At 65.0% G+C, this 19,435-nt stretch carries 17 protein-coding genes; 9 read left to right on the forward strand and 8 right to left on the reverse strand.

Annotated features, from left to right (window positions below):
- Positions 1-73 precede the first annotated feature (73 nt).
- From sorA to ABIA90_RS31810, 3 genes are all read left to right on the forward strand, one after another.
- Positions 74-1,273, forward strand: a complete 1,200-nt coding sequence (gene sorA / locus ABIA90_RS31800) for a SorA family sulfite dehydrogenase catalytic subunit (RefSeq protein WP_354121212.1) — start codon at positions 74-76, stop codon at positions 1,271-1,273.
- Between the two features lie 12 nt (positions 1,274-1,285).
- Positions 1,286-1,594 carry a SorB family sulfite dehydrogenase c-type cytochrome subunit gene (gene sorB, locus ABIA90_RS31805; protein ID WP_071917135.1) on the forward strand — a complete coding sequence of 103 codons (309 nt, stop codon included), beginning with the start codon at positions 1,286-1,288 and terminating at the stop codon, positions 1,592-1,594.
- Positions 1,595-1,802: 208 nt separating this feature from the next.
- Entirely contained in the window at positions 1,803-2,003 is a 201-nt protein-coding gene (locus tag ABIA90_RS31810; RefSeq protein WP_008134691.1) for a cold-shock protein, read from the forward strand.
- A 170-nt stretch (positions 2,004-2,173) separates the two neighbouring features.
- Here ABIA90_RS31810 and ABIA90_RS31815 read toward each other — a convergent pair whose 3' ends face one another.
- Positions 2,174-2,635, reverse strand: a complete 462-nt coding sequence (locus ABIA90_RS31815; RefSeq protein WP_354121211.1) for an Lrp/AsnC ligand binding domain-containing protein — start codon at positions 2,633-2,635, stop codon at positions 2,174-2,176.
- Between the two features lie 114 nt (positions 2,636-2,749).
- Here ABIA90_RS31815 and putA point away from each other — a divergent pair, with 114 nt between their 5' ends.
- The 3 genes from putA to ABIA90_RS31830 all read left to right on the forward strand — a co-directional run bounded on the left by putA (position 2,750) and on the right by ABIA90_RS31830 (position 8,009).
- Complete coding sequence (gene putA, locus ABIA90_RS31820) at positions 2,750-5,749, forward strand: bifunctional proline dehydrogenase/L-glutamate gamma-semialdehyde dehydrogenase PutA (protein ID WP_354121210.1); 3,000 nt, start codon at positions 2,750-2,752, stop codon at positions 5,747-5,749.
- Positions 5,750-5,866: 117 nt separating this feature from the next.
- A complete protein-coding gene (locus tag ABIA90_RS31825) occupies positions 5,867-7,072 on the forward strand; it encodes a CaiB/BaiF CoA transferase family protein (protein WP_354121209.1) in 1,206 nt (401 codons plus the stop codon).
- A gap of 289 nt (positions 7,073-7,361) precedes the next feature.
- Positions 7,362-8,009, forward strand: a complete 648-nt coding sequence (locus ABIA90_RS31830) for a glutathione S-transferase family protein (protein WP_354121208.1) — start codon at positions 7,362-7,364, stop codon at positions 8,007-8,009.
- 11 nt (positions 8,010-8,020) lie between these two features.
- On the opposite strand, the gene ABIA90_RS31835 is transcribed toward ABIA90_RS31830, so the two are convergent.
- The 6 genes from ABIA90_RS31835 to ABIA90_RS31860 all read right to left on the reverse strand — a co-directional run bounded on the left by ABIA90_RS31835 (position 8,021) and on the right by ABIA90_RS31860 (position 13,348).
- Entirely contained in the window at positions 8,021-8,188 is a 168-nt protein-coding gene (locus tag ABIA90_RS31835) for a hypothetical protein (RefSeq protein WP_014492272.1), read from the reverse strand.
- 80 nt (positions 8,189-8,268) lie between these two features.
- The gene (locus ABIA90_RS31840) at positions 8,269-9,819 is read right to left on the reverse strand and encodes a hypothetical protein (RefSeq protein ID WP_354121207.1); all 1,551 of its coding nucleotides are present in this window, start codon (positions 9,817-9,819) and stop codon (positions 8,269-8,271) included.
- Between the two features lie 93 nt (positions 9,820-9,912).
- Positions 9,913-10,872 carry a hypothetical protein gene (locus ABIA90_RS31845; protein WP_354121206.1) on the reverse strand — a complete coding sequence of 320 codons (960 nt, stop codon included), beginning with the start codon at positions 10,870-10,872 and terminating at the stop codon, positions 9,913-9,915.
- 311 nt (positions 10,873-11,183) lie between these two features.
- Positions 11,184-11,681 carry a TPM domain-containing protein gene (locus ABIA90_RS31850; RefSeq protein WP_354121205.1) on the reverse strand — a complete coding sequence of 166 codons (498 nt, stop codon included), beginning with the start codon at positions 11,679-11,681 and terminating at the stop codon, positions 11,184-11,186.
- Between the two features lie 5 nt (positions 11,682-11,686).
- Positions 11,687-12,607, reverse strand: coding sequence for a TPM domain-containing protein (locus tag ABIA90_RS31855; RefSeq protein ID WP_354121204.1), 921 nt, complete (start codon positions 12,605-12,607; stop codon positions 11,687-11,689).
- Between the two features lie 132 nt (positions 12,608-12,739).
- A complete protein-coding gene (locus ABIA90_RS31860) occupies positions 12,740-13,348 on the reverse strand; it encodes a LemA family protein (RefSeq protein WP_063985447.1) in 609 nt (202 codons plus the stop codon).
- A 171-nt stretch (positions 13,349-13,519) separates the two neighbouring features.
- Here ABIA90_RS31860 and ABIA90_RS31865 point away from each other — a divergent pair, with 171 nt between their 5' ends.
- The 3 genes from ABIA90_RS31865 to ABIA90_RS31875 are packed head-to-tail and all read left to right on the forward strand — an operon-like array spanning position 13,520 to position 16,731.
- Entirely contained in the window at positions 13,520-14,374 is an 855-nt protein-coding gene (locus tag ABIA90_RS31865) for an enoyl-CoA hydratase (protein WP_354121203.1), read from the forward strand.
- A 5-nt stretch (positions 14,375-14,379) separates the two neighbouring features.
- Positions 14,380-15,519, forward strand: a complete 1,140-nt coding sequence (locus ABIA90_RS31870) for an acyl-CoA dehydrogenase family protein (protein WP_354121202.1) — start codon at positions 14,380-14,382, stop codon at positions 15,517-15,519.
- 15 nt (positions 15,520-15,534) lie between these two features.
- Positions 15,535-16,731 (forward strand): acyl-CoA dehydrogenase family protein, encoded by a 1,197-nt coding sequence (locus tag ABIA90_RS31875; protein WP_354121201.1) that lies wholly within the window; start codon positions 15,535-15,537, stop codon positions 16,729-16,731.
- Between the two features lie 287 nt (positions 16,732-17,018).
- Here the strand turns inward: ABIA90_RS31875 and ABIA90_RS31880 are convergent, their stop codons facing one another.
- Positions 17,019-19,343 (reverse strand): xanthine dehydrogenase family protein molybdopterin-binding subunit, encoded by a 2,325-nt coding sequence (locus ABIA90_RS31880; protein ID WP_354121200.1) that lies wholly within the window; start codon positions 19,341-19,343, stop codon positions 17,019-17,021.
- Between the last annotated feature and the right edge of the window lie 92 nt (positions 19,344-19,435).

Raw genomic sequence — 19,435 nt, forward strand, 5'->3', positions numbered from 1 at the left:
ATCGTTGCGACAGATGAGCGCGGGATCGCGGTGATGACCGCTGTCCAACGAAAAGCTCCGGGAGGAGACGAGAATGTTCGATCGACGCGACCTGCTCAAAGGAGCGGGCCTTGCCGCTATGGCGGCCACACTGAATTCCACCAAGGCGCTGGCACTCGACACCGTCACGCTTCCCTTCGCCAATGGCGAGCGGCCGCTGGTGAAATATCCGCAGAAGCGGCCGATGATCGGCCTGACCAGCCGGCCGCCGCAGCTCGAGACGCCGTTCGCGATCTTCAACGACGGTCCGATCACGCCGAATAACGCGTTCTTCGTCCGCTATCACCTCTCGGACCTGCCCTACAATCTCGATCCCGACAAGTTCACGCTCGAGGTCAAGGGCAAGGTCGACAAGCCGCTCAAGCTGTCGCTCAAGGACATCAGGAAGATGAAGGCGACCGAGATCGTCGCCGTCAACCAGTGCTCCGGCAACAGCCGCGGCTTCTCCGAGCCGCGTGTCGCCGGTGGCCAGCTCGCCAATGGCGCCATGGGCAATGCGCGCTGGCGCGGCGTGCCGCTGAAGGCCGTGCTGGAGATGGCGGGCGTGCAGAGCGGGGCCAAGCAGGTCACCTTCAACGGCATGGACGGCCCCGTCAGCGACAAGACACCCGATTTCGTCAAGGCGCTCGATCTCGATCATGCCACCGACGGCGAGGTGATGCTGGCCTATGGCATGAACGGCGAGGACCTGCCGTTCCTCAACGGCTTTCCGCTGCGCCTGATCGTGCCCGGCTATTACGGCACCTACTGGGTCAAGCACCTCAACGAGATCACCGTCATCGACAATGTCTATGACGGCTTCTGGATGAAGTCGGCCTATCGCATTCCGGACACGCCGAACAATGCGGTCGAACCGGGCACCGCGCCGAAGGCGACGATCCCGATCAACCGCTTCACCATCCGATCCTTCATCACCAGCGTTCCCGACGGCGCCAAGCTGAAGGCCGGCGGCACGACGCTGCGCGGCATCGCCTTCGACGGCGGCAAGGGCATCAAGGACGTCCAGGTTTCCACCGACGGCGGCAAGACCTGGGTCAGCGCAAAGCTCGGCAAGGATCTCGGCAAATACTCATTCCGTGAATGGAAGCTGCCGGTGAAGCTCGCGGCGGGCGCCCACGAGTTCAAGGTGCGCGCCACCGGCAATGGCGGCGAGACCCAGCCGGATGCGCCACGCTGGAATCCGGCGGGTTATCTGCGCAACGTCGTCGAAACCGTCCGCGTCACCGTGGCCTGAGGGAGAATGATCATGCAGCGCACCGTTCTCCTCGCCATCTCACTCGCCGTCGCCGCAATGGTCGGTTCGGCACTTGCAGCGCCGCTCAACTACAAGACGCCCGACGAGGTCGCCGCCTTCAAGCCGGGCCCCAATCTCGAGGTCGTGCAGGGCAATTGCAGCGCCTGCCACTCGGCCGATTACGTCAACACGCAGCCGCCGATGAAGGACAAGAAGGGTTTTTGGCAGGCCGAGGTGACCAAGATGATCAAGGTCTATGGCGCCCCGATCGACGATGCCGATGTCGGCAAGATCGTCGATTATCTGGCCGCGACTTATTGACGGATGGCGCGCGGCGTGCCGATCAATTGACCGCGAAACGGGCAAAATCGGCAAAAACGCTGCGAAGTTGAGCGGAATTCGGCGAAATGCCGATATGGTTTGAGCTACCAAGCCGGCCACATTCCGCGTATCCTGTTAGGACCGAACCGGCCGGTTGGCGGGGACTGGCGGTTCGAGATCTTGGAGGAAGACCCGCGGAGAAGACGTGATGGCTAAAGGTACGGTCAAGTGGTTCAACCCGACGAAGGGTTATGGATTTATCCAGCCTGCGTCGGGCGGCAAGGATGTGTTCGTGCATATCTCGGCAGTGCAGAAAGCCGGTCTGTCGTCCCTGAACGAAGGACAGACGGTGGAATACGAAGAGATCGCAAACCGGGGCAAGACCTCCGCAGAGAACCTCAAAGTATAAGCCCGGCAGCTTTTGCTGCCTCCCGGATCTGTCCGGAAGCCGGGCCAAAAAAATTTTAGAAGACGGCCAGTGCATTCGACGACGGGCGTTGCGATTGCACACGGAGAGCTATTTTCCCGCGAAGACCGCTCGTTCAACGCCACAGCAATGACAATCGCGACGGCCCTTCGTTAGTCCACCGGCAATGGTGCGTCGCGCTTGATCTCTTCCATCACCGCATAGGTTCGCGTCTCGCGCACGCCCGGCATCGACAGCAACGTCTCGCCGAGGAAGCGTCGATAGGCGGTCATGTCCGCAAGCCGCGCCTTCACAAGATAGTCGAAGCCGCCTGCAACCATGTGACACTCCAGCACCTCGGGTGCGAGTTTCACCGCGCGCGCGAACCGCTCGAAATTGTCCGGCGTGGTCTTGTCGAGCAGCACCTCGACGAACACCAGAAGACCCAGGCCGAGCCGGTGCGGATTGAGCCGCGCGCCATAGCCCTCGACAAAGCCCTCACGCTGCAACCGCTTCAGCCGTTCGCCGACCGAGGTCGGCGACAGCCCGATGCGCTCGGCGAGTTCGACATTGGCGATGCGCCCGTCCTGCTGCAGAATTGAGAGGATCTTCCGGTCGGTTTGATCGAGTTCCATATTTTATGCGGCCAATACGCCAATGATCTTCATTTCCTAAGGCAAATTGGCTAACTTGTCTATCGAACTACGGTCTAGCGGGCCTTATCGTGGATTGGAGCCACAGGACACGCCATGCCGAACATCCCGCCGCCCTTCACCGCCCCCTATGCGCCCGATGATGCCGAGATTGCCGCGCGACTCTTGCCGGCTTCGCATCTCGGCCCGCCGCAGGAGGCGCGGATCGACCGCACCGCGACGCGGCTGATCGAAGCAATCCGCAAGCGCGACGACCGGCTTGGCGGGGTCGAGGACATGCTGCGGGAGTTCGCGCTTTCGACCAAGGAGGGGCTCGCCCTGATGGTGCTGGCCGAGGCGCTGCTCCGCGTGCCCGACGCGCGCACCGCCGACCAGTTCATCGAGGACAAGCTCGGCGAGGGCGACTTCATCCACCACGAGACCAAGTCCACGGCCTTCCTCGTCAACGCCTCGGCCTGGGCGCTCGGCCTGTCAGCGCGGGTGATCCAGCCCGGCGAGACGCCCGACGGCACCATCGGCCGGCTGGTGAAGCGGCTGGGTGCGCCGGCGGTGCGCACCGCCACGCGCCAGGCGATGCGGCTGATGGGTAACCATTTCGTGCTGGGGGAGACCATCGAGCAGGCGCTGGAGCGGGGTAAGCCGCGCTCCGGTCAGAAGACGCGCTACTCCTTCGACATGCTCGGCGAAGGTGCGCGCACCGCGGCGGACGCCAGGCGTTATTTCGACGCCTATGCCAGTGCGATCGAGACCATCGGCAAGGCGGCGGGCAGCCATCCCCTGCCCGACCGTCCCGGCATCTCCGTCAAGCTCTCGGCGCTTCATCCGCGCTTCGAGGCGATCAGCCGCGCGCGCGTGATGGCCGAGCTGGTGCCGCAGCTGCTCGATCTGGCGCAGCGCGCCAAGGCCCATGATCTGAACTTCACCGTCGACGCCGAGGAAGCCGACCGGCTGGAGCTGTCGCTCGACGTGATCGCGGCAACGCTCGCCGATCCCTCGCTCAGCGGCTGGGACGGCTTTGGCCTGGCGATCCAGGCCTATCAGAAGCGCGCGAGCGCCGTGATCGACTATGTCGACGCGCTCGCCCGCGCGCATGACCGCAAGCTGATGGTGCGGCTGGTCAAGGGCGCCTATTGGGACACCGAGATCAAGCGCGCGCAGGAGCGCGGGCTGGACGGCTATCCCGTGTTCACGCGCAAGGCGATGACAGATCTGAACTACGTCGCCTGCGCGTCAAAACTGCTCGGCTTGCGGCCGCGCATCTTTCCGCAATTCGCCACCCACAACGCGCTGACAGTCGCGACCGTGCTGGAGCTTGCCCAAGATGGCGGCGGCTTCGAATTCCAGCGCCTGCACGGCATGGGCGAGGCGCTCTACGAACAGCTCGCCAAGGATCATCCTGACATCGCCTACCGCACCTATGCCCCGGTCGGCAGCCATCGCGACCTGCTCGCCTACCTGGTGCGGCGGCTGCTGGAGAACGGCGCCAACTCGTCGTTCGTGGCGCAGGCGGCCGACTATCGTGTGCCGGTTGTGGCGCTGTTGCAGCGTCCGGCCGATGCCATCGTCCGGCCGCAAGCGGCGGCCCATCCCAGAATTCCGCTGCCGGGCGATCTGTTCGCGCCGGAGCGGCGCAATTCGCGCGGCGTCGAATTCGGCGCGCGCGCCGCGCTCGACCGGTTGCTGGCAGACGTGAAGGCCGAGGCGGCCGGCCTCAAGCCGATCGCGGATGCAACGGTGGATCGTGCCAATGCGGCGGTGACTGCTGCGCACGCCGGTTTTGCCGCCTGGAGCCGAACGCCGGCGGGCACGCGCGCGGCCACACTGGAGCAGGCCGCGCATCTTCTGGAGAGCCGGAGCGCCCATTTCATCGCGCTGCTGCAAGCCGAGGGCGGCAAGACGCTGGACGATGCGCTGTCGGAGCTGCGCGAGGCCGCCGACTTCTGCCGCTACTATGCCGCGCAGGGTCGAAAGCTGTTCGGCGTTGATGCCGCCATGCCGGGCCCGACCGGCGAGAGCAATGCGCTCGCCATGCGCGGGCGCGGCACCTTCGTCGCGATCTCGCCGTGGAATTTCCCGCTGGCGATCTTCCTGGGCCAGGTCACGGCGGCATTGATGGCCGGCAACAGCGTCGTCGCAAAACCCGCCGAGCAGACGCCGCGCATCGCCCGTGAGGCCGTAGCGCTGCTGCACGAGGCCGGCATTCCCAAGAGCGCGCTGCATCTCGTCACCGGCGACGGCCGCATCGGCGCCGTGCTGACCGCGCATGCCGACATCGCCGGCGTCGTCTTCACCGGCTCGACCGAGGTCGCGCGCCTGATCAACCGGACGCTCGCCGCCAAGGACGGGCCCATCGTGCCGCTGATCGCGGAGACCGGCGGCATCAACGCCATGATCGCTGATGCGACCGCGCTGCCCGAGCAGGTCGCCGACGACGTCGTGACCTCGGCCTTCCGCTCCGCCGGCCAGCGCTGCTCGGCGCTGCGGCTGCTGTTCGTGCAGGAGGATGTCGCCGACCGCATGATCGAGATGATCGCCGGCGCGGCGCGCGAACTCAGGATTGGTGATCCCGCAGATGTCGCGACCCATGTCGGTCCGGTGATCGACGCCGAGGCCAAGCAGCGCCTCGATGCGCATATCGCGCGGATGAAGAGCGAGGCGCGGCTGCACTTTGCCGGCACTGTGCCCGACGGCTGCTTCGTCGCCCCGCACATTTTCGAGCTCAAGGACGCCGGCCAGCTCACCGAGGAGGTGTTCGGCCCGATCCTGCACGTCGTGCGCTATCGCGCGGAAAACCTCGACCGCGTCCTGCAGGCGATCGAGCGCAGCGGCTATGGGCTCACGCTCGGCATTCACTCCCGCATCGACGACACCATCGAGGCGATCATCGATCGCGTCCAGGTCGGCAACATCTATGTCAACCGCAACATGATCGGCGCCGTGGTCGGCGTGCAGCCATTCGGCGGCAACGGCCTGTCCGGAACCGGCCCGAAAGCGGGCGGCCCGCATTATCTCGCACGCTTTGCGACCGAGCAGACCGTGACGATCAACACTGCGGCAGCCGGCGGTAATGCCGCGCTGCTTGCGGGGGAAGAGTGAGGCCCTGCGCCTGGCGCCGTTGCATCCCGACGAAACATCGGTCTAATGCTGCCATGACTTGGCCTGCGTCAATTCCAGCGCGCGGGAAACAAACAAGAGCGAGGGAGCTACGCCGCGATGGAAAAGGGCATTTTTGCAGGGCTCAAGGTTCTGGACTGCGCGAGCTTCATCGCAGCGCCCGCGGCCGCGACCGTGCTGTCGGATTTCGGCGCCGACGTCATCAAGATCGAGCCGCCCGGCGCCGGCGACCCCTACCGCAATCTGCCCAACATTCCGGGCTATCCGACCAGCGAGCACAATTTCGCCTGGCTGCTGGAGGCCCGCAACAAGAAGAGCATCGCGCTCGACCTCTCTAAGCCGGAGGCGCAGGCCGTGCTCTACAAGCTGGTCGAAGAGGCCGACGTCTTCATCACCAACATGCCGCCGCCGGTGCGCGCCAAGCTCGGCATCACCTATGACCACCTCGCCCATCTCAACGACCGGCTGATCTACGCCTCGTTCACCGGCTATGGCGAGAAGGGCGAAGAGGCCAACAAGCCCGGCTTCGACAGCAACGCCTATTGGGCGCGCTCCGGCCTGATGGACCTCGTCCGCGCCGACACCCACACGACGCCGGCTCGCTCGGTCGCCGGCATGGGCGACCATCCCTGCGCCATGGCGTTCTATGGCGCCATCGTCACCGCGCTGTATCAGCGCGAGAAGACCGGCAAGGGCTCGCATGTCGCCTCCAATCTGATGGCGAACGGGGTGTGGGCTGCGGGCACGCTGGCGCAGGCCAAGCTCTGCGGCGCCAAGTTCGCCGAGCGGCGGCCGCGCGAGCGCGCGCTGAATGCAGTCGCCAACCACTACCAGTGCAAGGACGGCCGCTGGCTGATCCTGTCGCTGCTCAGCGAGGAGAAGCAGTTTCCGACGCTCGCCAAATGCCTGGGACGCGAAGACCTGATCACCGATCCGCGCTTTGCCACCAAGGCTGACCGCCACGCCCGCTCGGTCGAGCTGATCAAGATTTTTGACGAGACGTTTGCCACCAGGGATCTCGCCGAATGGCGCAAGATTCTCGACGGCAACGGCCTCGTGTTCGGCATCGTCGGCATTCTCGACGACATCCCCAACGACAAGCAGATGCTCGACAACGAGGTGCTGGTGCCGTTCGAGAACGACACCATGCTCACCATCTCCAGCCCGATCTGGATCGACGGCGCCAAGAAGGTCCAGCCGCGCAAGCCGCCGGCCGTCGGCGAGCACAGTGACGAGATTTTGCGCGGGGCGGGATACGACGAGAAGGCGATCAAGCAGCTGCGGGGTTCGGGGGCGGTGGGCTAAGGCTAAGGCGGCGCCACAAACTCCGCCGTCGTCCCGGGGCGCGCAAGGCGCGAGCCCGGGACCCATAACCACAGGGAGCGGTTGCCGCACTCCCTGGTAACTACGAGTCATCGCCAAACCACGGCCTGTGGTTATGGGTCCGGATCTGCGCTGCGCTTGTCCGGGACGACGGTGGGGAGATAGCTCGCGTCTCCAGATACATTGCTGGATTGATTCGCTGCGCTCGCAATGACGGCGCGGGATGATCTCGCTATAAACTCACGGCAACATCGCGTCTCGTGAGGCCCTCATGCCCAGCTACCGCCTGCACTACTTCCCGGAATCCGGCAACAGCTACAAGCTGGCGTTGATGCTGACGCTTTGCGGCGAGAGGTTCGAGCCGGTGTGGACCGATTTCGGCGGCGGCGTCACGCGCACGGCGGAATGGCGCAAGGCCGTGAACGCGATGGGCGAGATTCCCGTGCTCGAGATCGACGGCGTGAAGATGACGCAGACCGCGCCCTTACTGCTGAAGCTTGCCGAGCAGTACGGCCGTTTTGGCGCCGAGACCGAGGACGAGAAGTTCGAGCTGCTGCGCTGGCTGTTCTGGGACAACCACAAGCTCACCGGCTACATGGCGACCTATCGCTTCATGCGGGCGTTCACTGAGAAAAACGATCCGCAGGTGCTCAAGCATTTTCGCCGGCGGCTCGAGGACTTCTTCGGAATTCTCGACGGACATCTCCAGCACAATGCCTTTGCGATCGGGGCGAAGCCGACGGTCGCCGATATCTCGATGATGGCCTACCTGCACTATCCGAGCGACGAGCACGGCTTCGATTTCGCGGCGAGCCATCCTGCCATCCACGCCTGGCTCGGTCGCATGGCCGCGCTGCCGCACTGGAAACCGGCCTATGAGCTCTTGCCCGGCAAACGGATGACGAATTACGCGAAGTGAGAGCGCTGGTACTAACCCCTCAGCGCCAGCCAGCCGAGCGTGAACAAAATCCCGCCGACGATGACGACCACCGCGACCGCCCAGGTGCTGACGCGGATGCTGCCGGTGACCTGCTTGGCTTCCTCGTTGCGCGCGATCTCACGATTGCGCTCCTTGTCGGCGTCGCTGGTCTCAGTCATGGGTCATCCAAATCGGTTGCGGGCTTTATCTGGCGCGTGATCTTTTCGAAAAGCCGCTACACACTTTTTCGGATCACGCGCTAACGCGTCTTGATGAAGCACATGCCGATGCGGCTCGATGCCGCGGCAGCCTGACAAGTGAGACCTTTAGCACAGCTCCATGACGTAAAACTCTTATCCGGCGCTCCCGATCCCGCATTTTGCAGGGAACAATGGGCGCCCCAGCCATCCTGATATTCGGTGCCGGCCAGCTCCCCGCTGCCACGGGTCTGCGGCCGGCTGGCAAATCCGCGTGAGAAATCAGGGCGTTTGCCCGCGGCGAACGCGGTCAGGATGTCGCGGCGGCGGACCTGGTCGCCGAAGAAGTGCGGCGAGGCCGGCACGATGGTGGAATTCGACGGCTTGTCCGCCAGCCAATCGACGCCCGGAAAATGGAAGCCGCCGATGCCGCGGGTCTGGTGGCAGCCGGCGCAGGTGACGTCGTTGAGGCGGCGCTGGAAGCCCGCGACCGAGCGGATGTTCTGCATGTCGATGCCACGCGCCGCCGCCTGCTTCAGCGCGCCGACCACGTCGTTGTCGGTGAAGACCGGCTCGCCCTTGTTGTTGTCCTTGTCCTCCCCTTGCACCATGCCGAACTCCGGCTGCAACGGCGAAGCATCGAGGCCCGCGGGCGTCGGCACCACCGCGGCCTTGGCCAGGAATGTCTCGGGGATCAGCACCGTGCCGCGATCGAACTCGCGGAGATTTTCCGGCCCAAGCAGCCAGGCCTTGAAGTCCCGTCGAAGATCGTCGTCGGCGAGGATGCGGTCGCGGTCGATCTGGTTCTCCAGCGTCGATTCCTCGAACGTCTTCGTCGCGGCGTTATATTTGAACACCTTGAGCAGATAGTCGGAGCGGAAATCGTGCAGTGCCGATTTCGGCGCGATCGAGATCTGGATATTGGTCTCGATGCGATCGAGCATGGCGTCGGAAGGGGAGATGCCGCCGCCGATCAGCCTCTGCCAGTCGCCATTGTCGAGCCAGCGCCGTGCGACCTCGGCGCAGGTGACCGGCTTACCGCTCGCATCGGTCTGGCGCGCATCGCGTGCCTTCATCACCAGATTGAACGTCATCGGCAGGCGCGTTGCGGTCTTGCCACCTTCCGGCTTATTCTCGAAACGCACCAGCCGATAGATCAGCCTGATCTCGCCGCACGACTCCTCCGAGACATAGGCGCGGTCCATGCGATTGACGATGCCCGCCAGCACGAAGCGGGTGTCGCGGGATTTCAGATTGGCCCGATCGAACAGCTGCACGTCAAAGCCTTCGCCGACGCCGATGGTCTCGGTCGGGTACGCCGCCTTCTGCCTGATGACGTAGCGGTCAAACTCCGCGTCGATCGCCGGCGGAATCTCCTTGAGCTGGGACAGCGACGAGAACAGCAAATCGGTCGTCAGCGGAAAGTTTGCGTTCCGCTCCGGCCATAGCAGGCGCGAGATCGTGAGCGAATCGTTCTGGTCGAGCTTGCGGAGCAGATCGGGATCGATGATCGCCGTGCCGCGCGTCAACGGCGCGTTCTCCGCCGCGAAAAGCGAAACAGTTCCGCCAAGCAAGACGGCGGCAGCAAAGAGAATTCGCAACGCGCGGCTCATGCCTTCAGTAACACCGCCTGAGCCGGCCTATTCAAGTCAAAAGGCGCCTCACATGGTGGTGAAGCGCCTTTTCGAAAGTAGAATGTCCAGCGCTCAGCGCGCGACGATCAGGCCCTTGCTGGTGACGACGACCCAGCGGCCGTCCTGACGGCGGATCGCATCGACGCGGCCAATTCCGGGGATGGGGTCACCGGCATAGACCTCGTAGAGGCCGCCGCGGCCCTCGATCAGCGCGCCGCCATTGGCAACGTCCCGCAGAACCCAGCCGTCGATCGTCGGCAACCGGCCGACCTCGGTCTTGGGCGCGGCAGGGGCCGGAACCGGTGCGGCGGCGGCGGTCGCAACCTGGGTCGGCGCGATCGAGCCGGTGGTTTCCTTCGAGGCAGCCGCTGCGGCCTGCGCGGGGGCCGCGGGCGGCGTGGCGCGGAGCTTGTCGACGGTCTCGGACAGCTTTGCGATTTTGGCCATCGGCTCGGCCTGGGCCTTCTCGAGCTTGTCGAGGCGGTCATTGGCCCGGTTGAACTGGCTGAGGCCAGTCTTGGAGGTGTGCTCGACATTCGCCTTCAGTGCGACGACATCGGCATCGATCCGGGCAACCGAGGATTCCAGCGCGCTGGTGTCGGCGACCTGCGCCGGCGCGGGGGCCGGGGCTGCGAAGTGCATCATGCCCGCGGTCGCGAGCGCGCCGCTGATGGCGCCGACGCTGGCCGCAATCGCCACCACCGCGGCCATCGCCGACAGGCGGCGCTTGCCGCCGGTCTCGCGCGGCTCGTCCGCCTTCACATGCGGAGCAAACTCTTCGCGCTCCCAGGAGCGCTCCGACGGTGCCATGACGATGAGCTTGCCGGGCTTTGGCTCAGGCTTGGTCTCGAACTTCGGCACTTCGATCCGGGGCGGCTCGACCTTCGGGGCCTCTGCCTTGACTGGATCAGGCTTGGGCGGCGACTCATGGTCGGGGGCGATCGAGGGGGCCTCGATGCCGGCAGCCTCGACGGCCTGCGGCGCGGTCGCAGCTTCCACGACGCTCGTATCCTGGGCAGCCTGCTCAGCCATTGGTTCGCTCACAGTTCGAATACTCCACTCTGGATTGACCTTTTGGTAACTTTCATTGCTTGCGAAATCCTTACTTCGGGACCCGCTTACCGAAATTTTAGGAAGTCATCCGGGGCCGAATTTGGCCGGGAACGTGGAACCGGTGTGGCGGGCGTGAAACAAATTGTAAGCGGGGGAAGATGAACGGCCGCGGAATGGCTGCCTCCACACCGTCATTGCGAGCGCGGCGAAGCAATCTAGAGGCACTGCGGAAAGGCTCTGGATTGCTTCGCTACGCTCGCAATGACGGAATGTGGATCATCGGCCTCCGTTCACATCACCACCGGCGTATCCGGCAGCTCGTTCGCATGCGGGCCCTGCGGCGGGAAATGTCGCGACAGCTCGCGCGACACCGCCGCGATGCCGCCGATCACGCCGCGCTCGAACTGGCCGGAGGCGAACTCGGCCTCCATCGCGCGGCAGATGTTCTCCCAGCCCTCGTCACCGACCTTCGCGTGAATGCCGCGATCGGCAACGATCTCGACGTCACGATCGGCGAGCAGGAGATAGATCAGGACGCCGTTGTTGTGCGCGGTATCCCAGATGCGCAAGTGAGAGAACACATCGAGCGCGCGCTCGCGGGCCGGCTGGTTGCGGAACAGTGGCCTGCCGTCGAGCGCGCCTTCAACGACGAAGCGGACCTGGCCGGAATGCGTGCTCTCACCCTGCTTGATCGCCTGCTCGATGCGGGCGAGCACGGCTGGTGGAAAGATCTGTTTCGCGCGCCAATGATGCTGCACGAGATGTCTGGCAATGCGCTTCATGCTCATGACCGCTACCAGCTCCCCGAGGCGCCGCCGCCGCCAAAACTGCCACCGCCGCCGCTGAAACCGCCGCTGTCGCTGGACGACGATCCGCTGCTCCAGCCACCTCCCGAGGAGCCGCTCGACCACGAGCCGCCGCGCGACGACCCCGAGCTTGGCGCCATCGCCGCAAACAGATCGGCGATGAAGCCGATGACGAAGCCCAGCGCTCCGAGCGCGAGCGCGATTGCGAAGGATCCGAGAATGAGCCAGGTCAGCGCCGCGATGATGCCGCCGGTCGCCAATGAGCCAAGCAGCCGCCCCAGCATGGCCCGGAAGAAGCCACCGACCCCGATCGAGGCGAACAGCGTCACAATGAACAGCGGCGCAATATCGTCCAGATTGCCGAAATTCACAGTCGGCGAAGGTACTGGCAGCGGCTCGCCGTCGATCACCCGCATCATGCGATCGACGCCATCAGTAATGCCGCCGGCGAAATCGCCCGTCCTGAATTTCGGTGTGATGATCTCGTCGATGATCCGCCGCGATGTGACGTCGGTGAGCGCGCCCTCGAGGCCGTAGCCGACCTCGATGCGCAAATGCCGGTCGTTCTTGGCAACGACGAGGATCGCGCCGTCGTCCACCTTCTTGCGGCCGATCTTCCAGGCGTCTGCGACGCGGATCGAAAACTGCTCGATCGTCTCCGGCTGGGTCGTCGGCACGATCAGGACGGCGACCTGGCTGCCTTTTCGAGTCTCGAAGTCACGCAGCTTTTGCGACAGCGTGGCGATGTCGCTGCTCGACAGCGTGCCGGTCTGATCGACCACGCGACCGGTGAGTTGCGGCACGGCGACATCGGCCAAGGCGGAGAAGGCAAAGGTAAGTGCAAGCGCGAGCAAGAGGGCAACGCACAATGAAACAGCGGAACAAGCGCGCCACAACCTCGCTGTCATCGCCCGGCTTGACCGGGCGATCCAGTATTCCAGAGACGCCGGCGGATCACGGAGAAGCTGCGGCGTACTGGATTCCCCGCTTTCGCGGGGAATGACAACGGAGGATGTGGTGCGCATCGGGGCTGAGCGCGCTTATTTCGACGGCGCCGGCGCCGGGTTGAAATCGACCTTCGGCGCGGTCGAGATCTCCTTTTCGTTCTCGACCGCGAAATTCGGCTTCTCCTTGTAGCCGAACATCATCGCGGTGAGGTTGCTCGGGAAGGAGCGAATGGTGACGTTATAGTCCTGCACCGCCTTGATGTAGCGATTGCGCGCGACGGTGATGCGGTTCTCGGTGCCTTCGAGCTGCGACATCAAATCCTTGAACAGCGCGTCCGACTTGAGCTGCGGATAGTTCTCGGTGACGACAAGGAGGCGTGACAGCGCGCTGGAGAGCTCGCCCTGGGCGGCCTGGAATTTCTGGAAGGCCGCGGGGTCGTTCAGCACCTCGGGTGTCGCCTGGATGCTGCCGACCTTGGCGCGCGCATTAGTGACGCCGAGCAGCACGTCCTTCTCCTGCTGCGCAAAACCCTTCACCGAGTTGACGAGATTGGGCACGAGATCGGCTCGGCGCTGATACTGGTTCACGACCTCGGACCAGTTGCCCTTGATCTGCTCGTCCTCGCTCTGGATGGCGTTGTAGCCGCAATTGGTCAGGCTCAGCGAGGCCAGAGCCGCCAGCACGGTCAGGATCTTGCGCATCAAATTCCTCCCGGTGAAATCTGGCGTAAACTATCAGATTGAACGCGCGCGGTGCCAGACATCTTGTGCCGGCGGCGCGAAAAGCAACCGACTGACGCAAGCCCCTTGCCTATCCCTGGCCGACATAGTCAACTTGAGCAAAACAAGAACGGAAACGCCAAGGGAAACGCGATGAGCTCGTTCGAGACCATCCTCGTGGAGCGGCCGGAGCCGGCGATCGCCCGGATCGTCATGAACCGGCCCGAGGCGCGCAACGCGCAGAACCTGCAGATGACCTACGACCTCAACGCCGCCTTCGACGAGGCGGTACAGGACGACGCGGTCAAGGTGATCATCCTCGCCGGCAACGGGCCGCATTTCTCATCAGGCCACGATCTGCGCCCTGGCGGCAAGAACGCCGCAGGCGTCGATTTTCCGCCGATCGGAAATTGGGGTGGCTTCGCCGAACCGGGCGCGCATGGCCGCTTCGCGCGCGAGCAGGAGATTTACCTCCAGATCACGCGGCGCTGGCGCAACCTGGCCAAGCCGACCATTGCCGAGGTGCACGGCAAGTGCATCGCCGGCGGGCTGATGCTGGCCTGGGCCTGCGACCTCATCGTCGCCAGCGACGACGCGCAGTTCTGCGATCCCGTGGTGACCATGGGCGTCTGCGGGGTCGAATGGTTCGTGCATCCCTGGGAACTCGGCCCGCGCAAGGCCAAGGAATTCCTGTTCACCGCCGACGCATGGAGTGCGCAGGAGGCGCATCAGCTCGGCATGGTCAACCGGGTCGTGCCGCGCGCGGAGCTTTCAGCGTCCGTGCTGGAGCTGGCGCGCCGGATCGCATCAAAGCCGTCCTTCGCGCTGAAGCTGACCAAGGAGGCGGTGAATCGCTCGGTCGACGTGATGGGGCAGCCCGCCGCGATCGACCAGGCCTTTGCGCTGCATCAGCTCTGTCACGCCCATAACCTTCAGGAGTTCGGCATGGTGGTCGATCCATCCGGACTGCATCCCTCCGTGCGCAAGCCGCCGGCGGCCGCGGAGTAGACGCGATGGATCTCAATCTCACGGACGAGCAACGGCTGCTGCGCGAGAGCGCCGAGCGCTTCGTGGCCGAGAGCTACGATGCCGATCACCGCCGCAAGATGGCGAACGACCCGCTCGGCTTCAGCCCGGCGGTCTGGAAGCAGTTCGCCGAGCTTGGCTGGCTGGCGCTGCCGATCTCCGAAGACTATGGCGGGCTCGGCGGCGGCACAGTCGACACCGGCATTCTCATGGAGGCCTTCGGCCGCGGCCTGGTGTCCGAGCCCTATGTCGCAACGGTCGTGCTCGGGGCCGCGCTGCTCGACAGATGCGGCAGCACGGCGCAGAAGCAGGCGAGCCTGCCCAAGATCGCGGACGGATCACTGAAACTCGCCTTCGCCCATTCCGAGCGCGCGGCGCGGTTCGATCTCGCAAAAGTCACGACCGTCGCCCACAAGACGGCGCAAGGCTGGCGCCTTGCCGGCAGCAAGATCGCGGTGCTCGACGGCCACGCCGCCGACGAGATCATCGTCTCCGCGCATGTCCGCGACCATCAGGGACCTTCGGGGCGGATCGGCCTGTTCCTGGTTCCGGCGAAGACGCCGAGCCTCGCCATCAGCGACTATGAGCGTCTCGGCGGCGGACGGGCCTGCAACATCGAACTATCAGGCGTCGAGCTACCGGAGGACGCTCTCCTGGGTGACGGCAGCGACGCCCTGCCCGCGATCGAATGGGCCGTCGATCGCGCCATGGCCGCGCTTGGCGCGGAAGCCGTCGGCATCATGCAGACGCTGCTCGACACAACGCTGGAATACGCCAAGATCAGAAAGCAGTTCGGCCGGCCGCTCTCCGCCAACCAGGTGATCCGCCACCGCCTCGCCGACATGGCTATGCAGGTCGACGAGGCGCGCTCGATGGCGCTGCGCGCCGCGCTCAAGGCAGATAGCCCGCCAGTCGAGCGCGCACGCGCCGCCTCCGGTGCGAAAGCGAAGATCGGCAAATGCGCGCGCTTCGTCGGCGAGCAGTCGATCCAGCTTCATGGCGGCATGGGCGTCACCGAGGAGCTCGAGGTCGGCGCCTATTTCAAGCGGCTGGTCGCCTTCGACACGCTGTTCGGCGGCAGCGCGCATCATTTTAGCCGCCACGCCCGGCTTAGCCGCACGGCCTGACACAAGGAGCGCATCATGGACCTCTCGTTCAACACTGAGGAGCGCGCCTTCCAGGACGAGGTGCGCGGCTTCATCGCCAAGAATCTCACCGAGGAGATGAAGCGCGCAACCGCGCTGACGCCGTCGGTGTTCTCCGACCCTGATATCGGCATGGCGTGGCAACGCGCGCTGCATCGGCAGGGCTGGGGCGCACCGGGCTGGCCGGTCGAATATGGCGGTCCGGACTGGACGCCGGCGCAGCGCTGGATTTTCGAGACTGAATCGGCACGAGCCGGCGTGCCCAATGTCAACGTGATGGGCGTGAAGATGGTCGGGCCCGTCATCATCGGCTTCGGTTCGCCCGAGCAGAAGAACTTTTATCTGCCGCGCATCCTCTCCGGCGAGGATTATTGGTGCCAGGGCTATTCCGAACCGGGCTCCGGCTCCGATCTCTCGTCGCTGAAAACGCGCGCGGTGCGCGACGGCGACGACTACATCATCAACGGCACGAAGATCTGGACCACCCACGCGCATCACGCCAACCGCATGTTCGCGCTGGTGCGCACCAGCGACGGACCGCGGCAGCAGGACGGCATCAGTTTTATTCTCATCGACATGACAACGCCGGGCATCACGACGCGCCCGATCCTGACCATCGGCGGCGACCACGAGGTCAACCAGGTGTTCTTCGACGATGTGCGTGTGCCCGTGGCCAATCGCGTCGGCGACGAAGGCAAAGGCTGGACCTACGGCAAATATCTGCTCGAGTTCGAGCGCGGCTCCGGCATTGCCTCGGCGAAGCTGCGCGAGGGACTGAAGGCGATCGCGGAGCTGGCCGAGTCGGAGCTGACCGGCCGCGCGATCGACAGTCCGGATATCGCCGTGCGCATCTCCGAGGTCGAAATCGACATCGACGCGTTGGAGATGACCGAGCTGCGCGTGCTCTCGGCGCTGCAGACCGGACAGAATCCCGGCGCGGTGTCGTCGATCCTCAAGCTGCGCAACAGCGAGATCCGGCAGGCCGTGACCCGGCTGGGGGTCGACGTGATCGGTCACGACGCGCTCGCGGTCGAGCCTATGCGCCCGCTCTACAAGCTCAACCACGCGCCGGCGACGCCTGAGGAGATGCTGACGGTGGTGCCGGAATATCTCAACGGCCGCGCCTACACGATCTTCGGCGGCACCTCGGAAATCCAGCGCGACATCATTGCGAAGATGATGCTGGGAATTTGATGTTCGTAGCCCGGATGGAGCGTAGCGCAATCCAGGACAATAATGACGAGCGGCCCCGGATTTCGCTTCGCTCCATCCGGGCTACGCACTGCGCATTTGGCGCACGCGGGCTCAACACTCGCGGTGTCGTCCCCGCCTAGTGCGCAATTGCGCACGGGGGCGGGGACCCATAACCACAGGCGGAAATGACTGCGGGGACTCGGAGTTGCCCGCTTCGCGCCAAACCGCGCCCTGTGGTTATGGGTCCCGGGTTCGCGCCTTGCGCGCCCCGGGACGACAGCGGAATGTTAGGCGCCCACCTTCGCGTCCTTGATCGCCTTCCAGATCTTCTGCGGCGTCAGGGGCGTGTTGAGCTGGGTGATGCCGAGCTCGGCGAGTGCGTCCATCACGCCGTTGGTGACGCAGGGCGGGCCGCCGATGGCGCCGGATTCGCCGCAGCCCTTGGCGCCAAGCGGATTGGTGCGGCAGGGCGCGGAATCGTCCAGCGTCACCACGATCGGCGGAACGTCGTCGGCCCGCGGGATGCAGTAATCCTGGTAGCTCGCGGTGAGAAGCTGGCCATCGGCATCATAGGAGACGCCCTCATACAGCGCCTGACCGATACCCTGTGCGACGCCGCCATGGATCTGGCCGGTGACCAGCATCGGGTTCACGGCGACGCCGACGTCGTCGACGGTGGTATAGCGCACGACCTTGGAGACCCCGGTTTCGGGATCGATCTCGACCTCGCAGATATGCGTGCCGTTCGGCCAGCTCGGACCGTCGACCTCACCTTCGGAATCGACGCTGAGCTTGGTGCCGCCTTCCTTCTCGGCGAGATCGAACAGGCTGATGCGGCGATCGGTGCCGACGACGGTGAGCATGCCGCCCTGATATTCGATATCCTCGACCGAGGTCTCGAGCGCGTTGGCCGCCTTCTCGCGCGCCTTCTGAATCAGGTCGTTGGAGGAAACTGCCACGGCCGTGCCGCCGACGAACAGCGAGCGCGAGCCGACGCTGCCGAAGCCCATCGCAAGATCAGTGTCACCCTGGACGACGTCGATCTTGTCCATGGCAATGCCGAGCGTGTCGGAGATCATCTGGGTGTAGGTGGTCTGCAGCCCCTGCCCCATCGCCATGGTACCGGAATGCAGCACGACGCGGCCCTGCGACGTCGCGTGCAGGCTGACCTTCTCGGTGTGCGCGCGGCCGCCGGTCCACTCGATGTAGGACGTGAGCCCGCGTCCGTAGAGCAGGCCCTTCTTCTTCGCCGCCTTCTTGCGCGCGGCAAAGCCGTCCCAGTCGGCCAACTTGACGGCGCGATCGAGCATGTGGGCGAAGGCGCCGGAATCGTAAACCTGACCGGCGGCGTTGGTGTAGGGCAGCTGCGCCGGCTTGATGTAGTTCGCTTTCCGGATCGCACGCGGATCCATGCCGATCTTTCGCGCGGCGGCGTCGAACAGGCGCTCGACGATGAACACCGCTTCGGGCCGGCCCGCGCCGCGATAGGCGCCGACCGGCGCGGTGTGGGTCATCACCGACTGCACCTCGAAATGCACCAGCGGCAAATCGTAGACGCCGGTCTGGACGAACGGCCCGAGCACCAGCGGGATGATGTTCGCCGCGCCCGAGGAGTAAGCGCCGGTGCAGCCGATCGACTTGACGCGATAGGCCAGCACCTTGCCCTTCTCGTCGAGCGCGAAGGAGGCCGTCGAGGTGAGATCGCGGCCATGGGTGCCGCCGACGAATTCGTCGGTGCGGTCGCCGCGCCAGCGGATCTTCCTGTTCAGCTTGGTCGCGGCATAGGCGACGATGCCATCCTCGGGATAGAGGTTGGTCTTCTGGCCAAAGCCGCCGCCGATGTCGCCGACCAGCACGCGGACGCTGTCCTTGGGGCGCTTGAGCACGGCTTCGGCCAGCACGTCGCGGGTGGAGGCCGGGGTCTGCGACTGCACGTGCAGGAGAAGACGGCCGGTCTTCTTGTCGATCTCGGCAATGGTCGAGCGCGGCTCCATCGCGGAGGGCACCAGACGCTGGCTGACGATGTCGAGCTCGACCGTATGCGCAGCCTTGGCAAACGCCTCGTCCGCCTTGGCGGCATCGCCATAGCTCATCGCGCCGACGATGTTGTCGGGCGCCTCCGGCCACACCACGGGCGCGCCGGGTTTTACGGCCTCGACGGGATCGACCACCGCGGGCTGCACGTCGTATTCGATCACGATCGCTTCGGCCGCGCTCTGTGCTTCCGCGCGGGAGGAAGCAATCACCGCCGCAATCGCTTCGCCGGCGTAGCGGACGATCTCATGCGCGAGCAGGCGGCGCGGCGGCACCGTCATCGGCTTGCCGTCGGGGCGCTTGAAGATGCTTAGGGTCGGAATGGTGCCGATATCGTCCTTGACGAGATCCGCGCCGGTGTAGACCGCGGCGACGCCCGGCATCGATGCGGCGGCGCTGGTGTCGATCGCGACGATCTTCGCGTGGGCATGCGGCGAGCGCAGCACATGCAACCACAGCGCGCCTTCCTCCGGCTTGTCGTCGATGAACTGACCCTTCCCGGTGAGCAGCCGCTGGTCTTCCAAACGCTTGACGGGCTGCCCCGCTCCGAAACGCAAATTGCCGGGAAGAATGTTCATTCCGTGGGGTCCTCAGGGTCTTTTCGAAACTGCGGGCAGCCTTTTAGCGGATCGATCGGAGGCATACCAGCCGCGGTTTTGGGCGGTGAACC

It is taken from the genome of Bradyrhizobium sp. LA6.8 (genome assembly GCF_040547935.1).
In the GTDB taxonomy this organism is placed as follows: Bacteria; Pseudomonadota; Alphaproteobacteria; order Rhizobiales; family Xanthobacteraceae; genus Bradyrhizobium; species Bradyrhizobium barranii.

Coding starts and splice junctions, on each gene's coding strand:
- ABIA90_RS31815 (WP_354121211.1), bottom strand. CDS start 2,635: ATGGAACTCGATCAAACCGACCGGAAGATCCTCTCAATTCTGCAGCAG.
- ABIA90_RS31865 (WP_354121203.1), top strand. CDS start 13,520: ATGAGCTCGTTCGAGACCATCCTCGTGGAGCGGCCGGAGCCGGCGATC.
- ABIA90_RS31880 (WP_354121200.1), bottom strand. CDS start 19,343: ATGAACATTCTTCCCGGCAATTTGCGTTTCGGAGCGGGGCAGCCCGTC.
- ABIA90_RS31855 (WP_354121204.1), bottom strand. CDS start 12,607: ATGACAGCGAGGTTGTGGCGCGCTTGTTCCGCTGTTTCATTGTGCGTT.
- ABIA90_RS31810 (WP_008134691.1), top strand. CDS start 1,803: ATGGCTAAAGGTACGGTCAAGTGGTTCAACCCGACGAAGGGTTATGGA.
- ABIA90_RS31860 (WP_063985447.1), bottom strand. CDS start 13,348: ATGCGCAAGATCCTGACCGTGCTGGCGGCTCTGGCCTCGCTGAGCCTG.
- ABIA90_RS31840 (WP_354121207.1), bottom strand. CDS start 9,819: ATGAGCCGCGCGTTGCGAATTCTCTTTGCTGCCGCCGTCTTGCTTGGC.
- ABIA90_RS31835 (WP_014492272.1), bottom strand. CDS start 8,188: ATGACTGAGACCAGCGACGCCGACAAGGAGCGCAATCGTGAGATCGCG.
- ABIA90_RS31870 (WP_354121202.1), top strand. CDS start 14,380: ATGGATCTCAATCTCACGGACGAGCAACGGCTGCTGCGCGAGAGCGCC.
- sorA (WP_354121212.1), top strand. CDS start 74: ATGTTCGATCGACGCGACCTGCTCAAAGGAGCGGGCCTTGCCGCTATG.
- ABIA90_RS31825 (WP_354121209.1), top strand. CDS start 5,867: ATGGAAAAGGGCATTTTTGCAGGGCTCAAGGTTCTGGACTGCGCGAGC.
- putA (WP_354121210.1), top strand. CDS start 2,750: ATGCCGAACATCCCGCCGCCCTTCACCGCCCCCTATGCGCCCGATGAT.
- ABIA90_RS31850 (WP_354121205.1), bottom strand. CDS start 11,681: ATGAGCATGAAGCGCATTGCCAGACATCTCGTGCAGCATCATTGGCGC.
- ABIA90_RS31830 (WP_354121208.1), top strand. CDS start 7,362: ATGCCCAGCTACCGCCTGCACTACTTCCCGGAATCCGGCAACAGCTAC.
- sorB (WP_071917135.1), top strand. CDS start 1,286: ATGCAGCGCACCGTTCTCCTCGCCATCTCACTCGCCGTCGCCGCAATG.
- ABIA90_RS31875 (WP_354121201.1), top strand. CDS start 15,535: ATGGACCTCTCGTTCAACACTGAGGAGCGCGCCTTCCAGGACGAGGTG.
- ABIA90_RS31845 (WP_354121206.1), bottom strand. CDS start 10,872: ATGGCTGAGCAGGCTGCCCAGGATACGAGCGTCGTGGAAGCTGCGACC.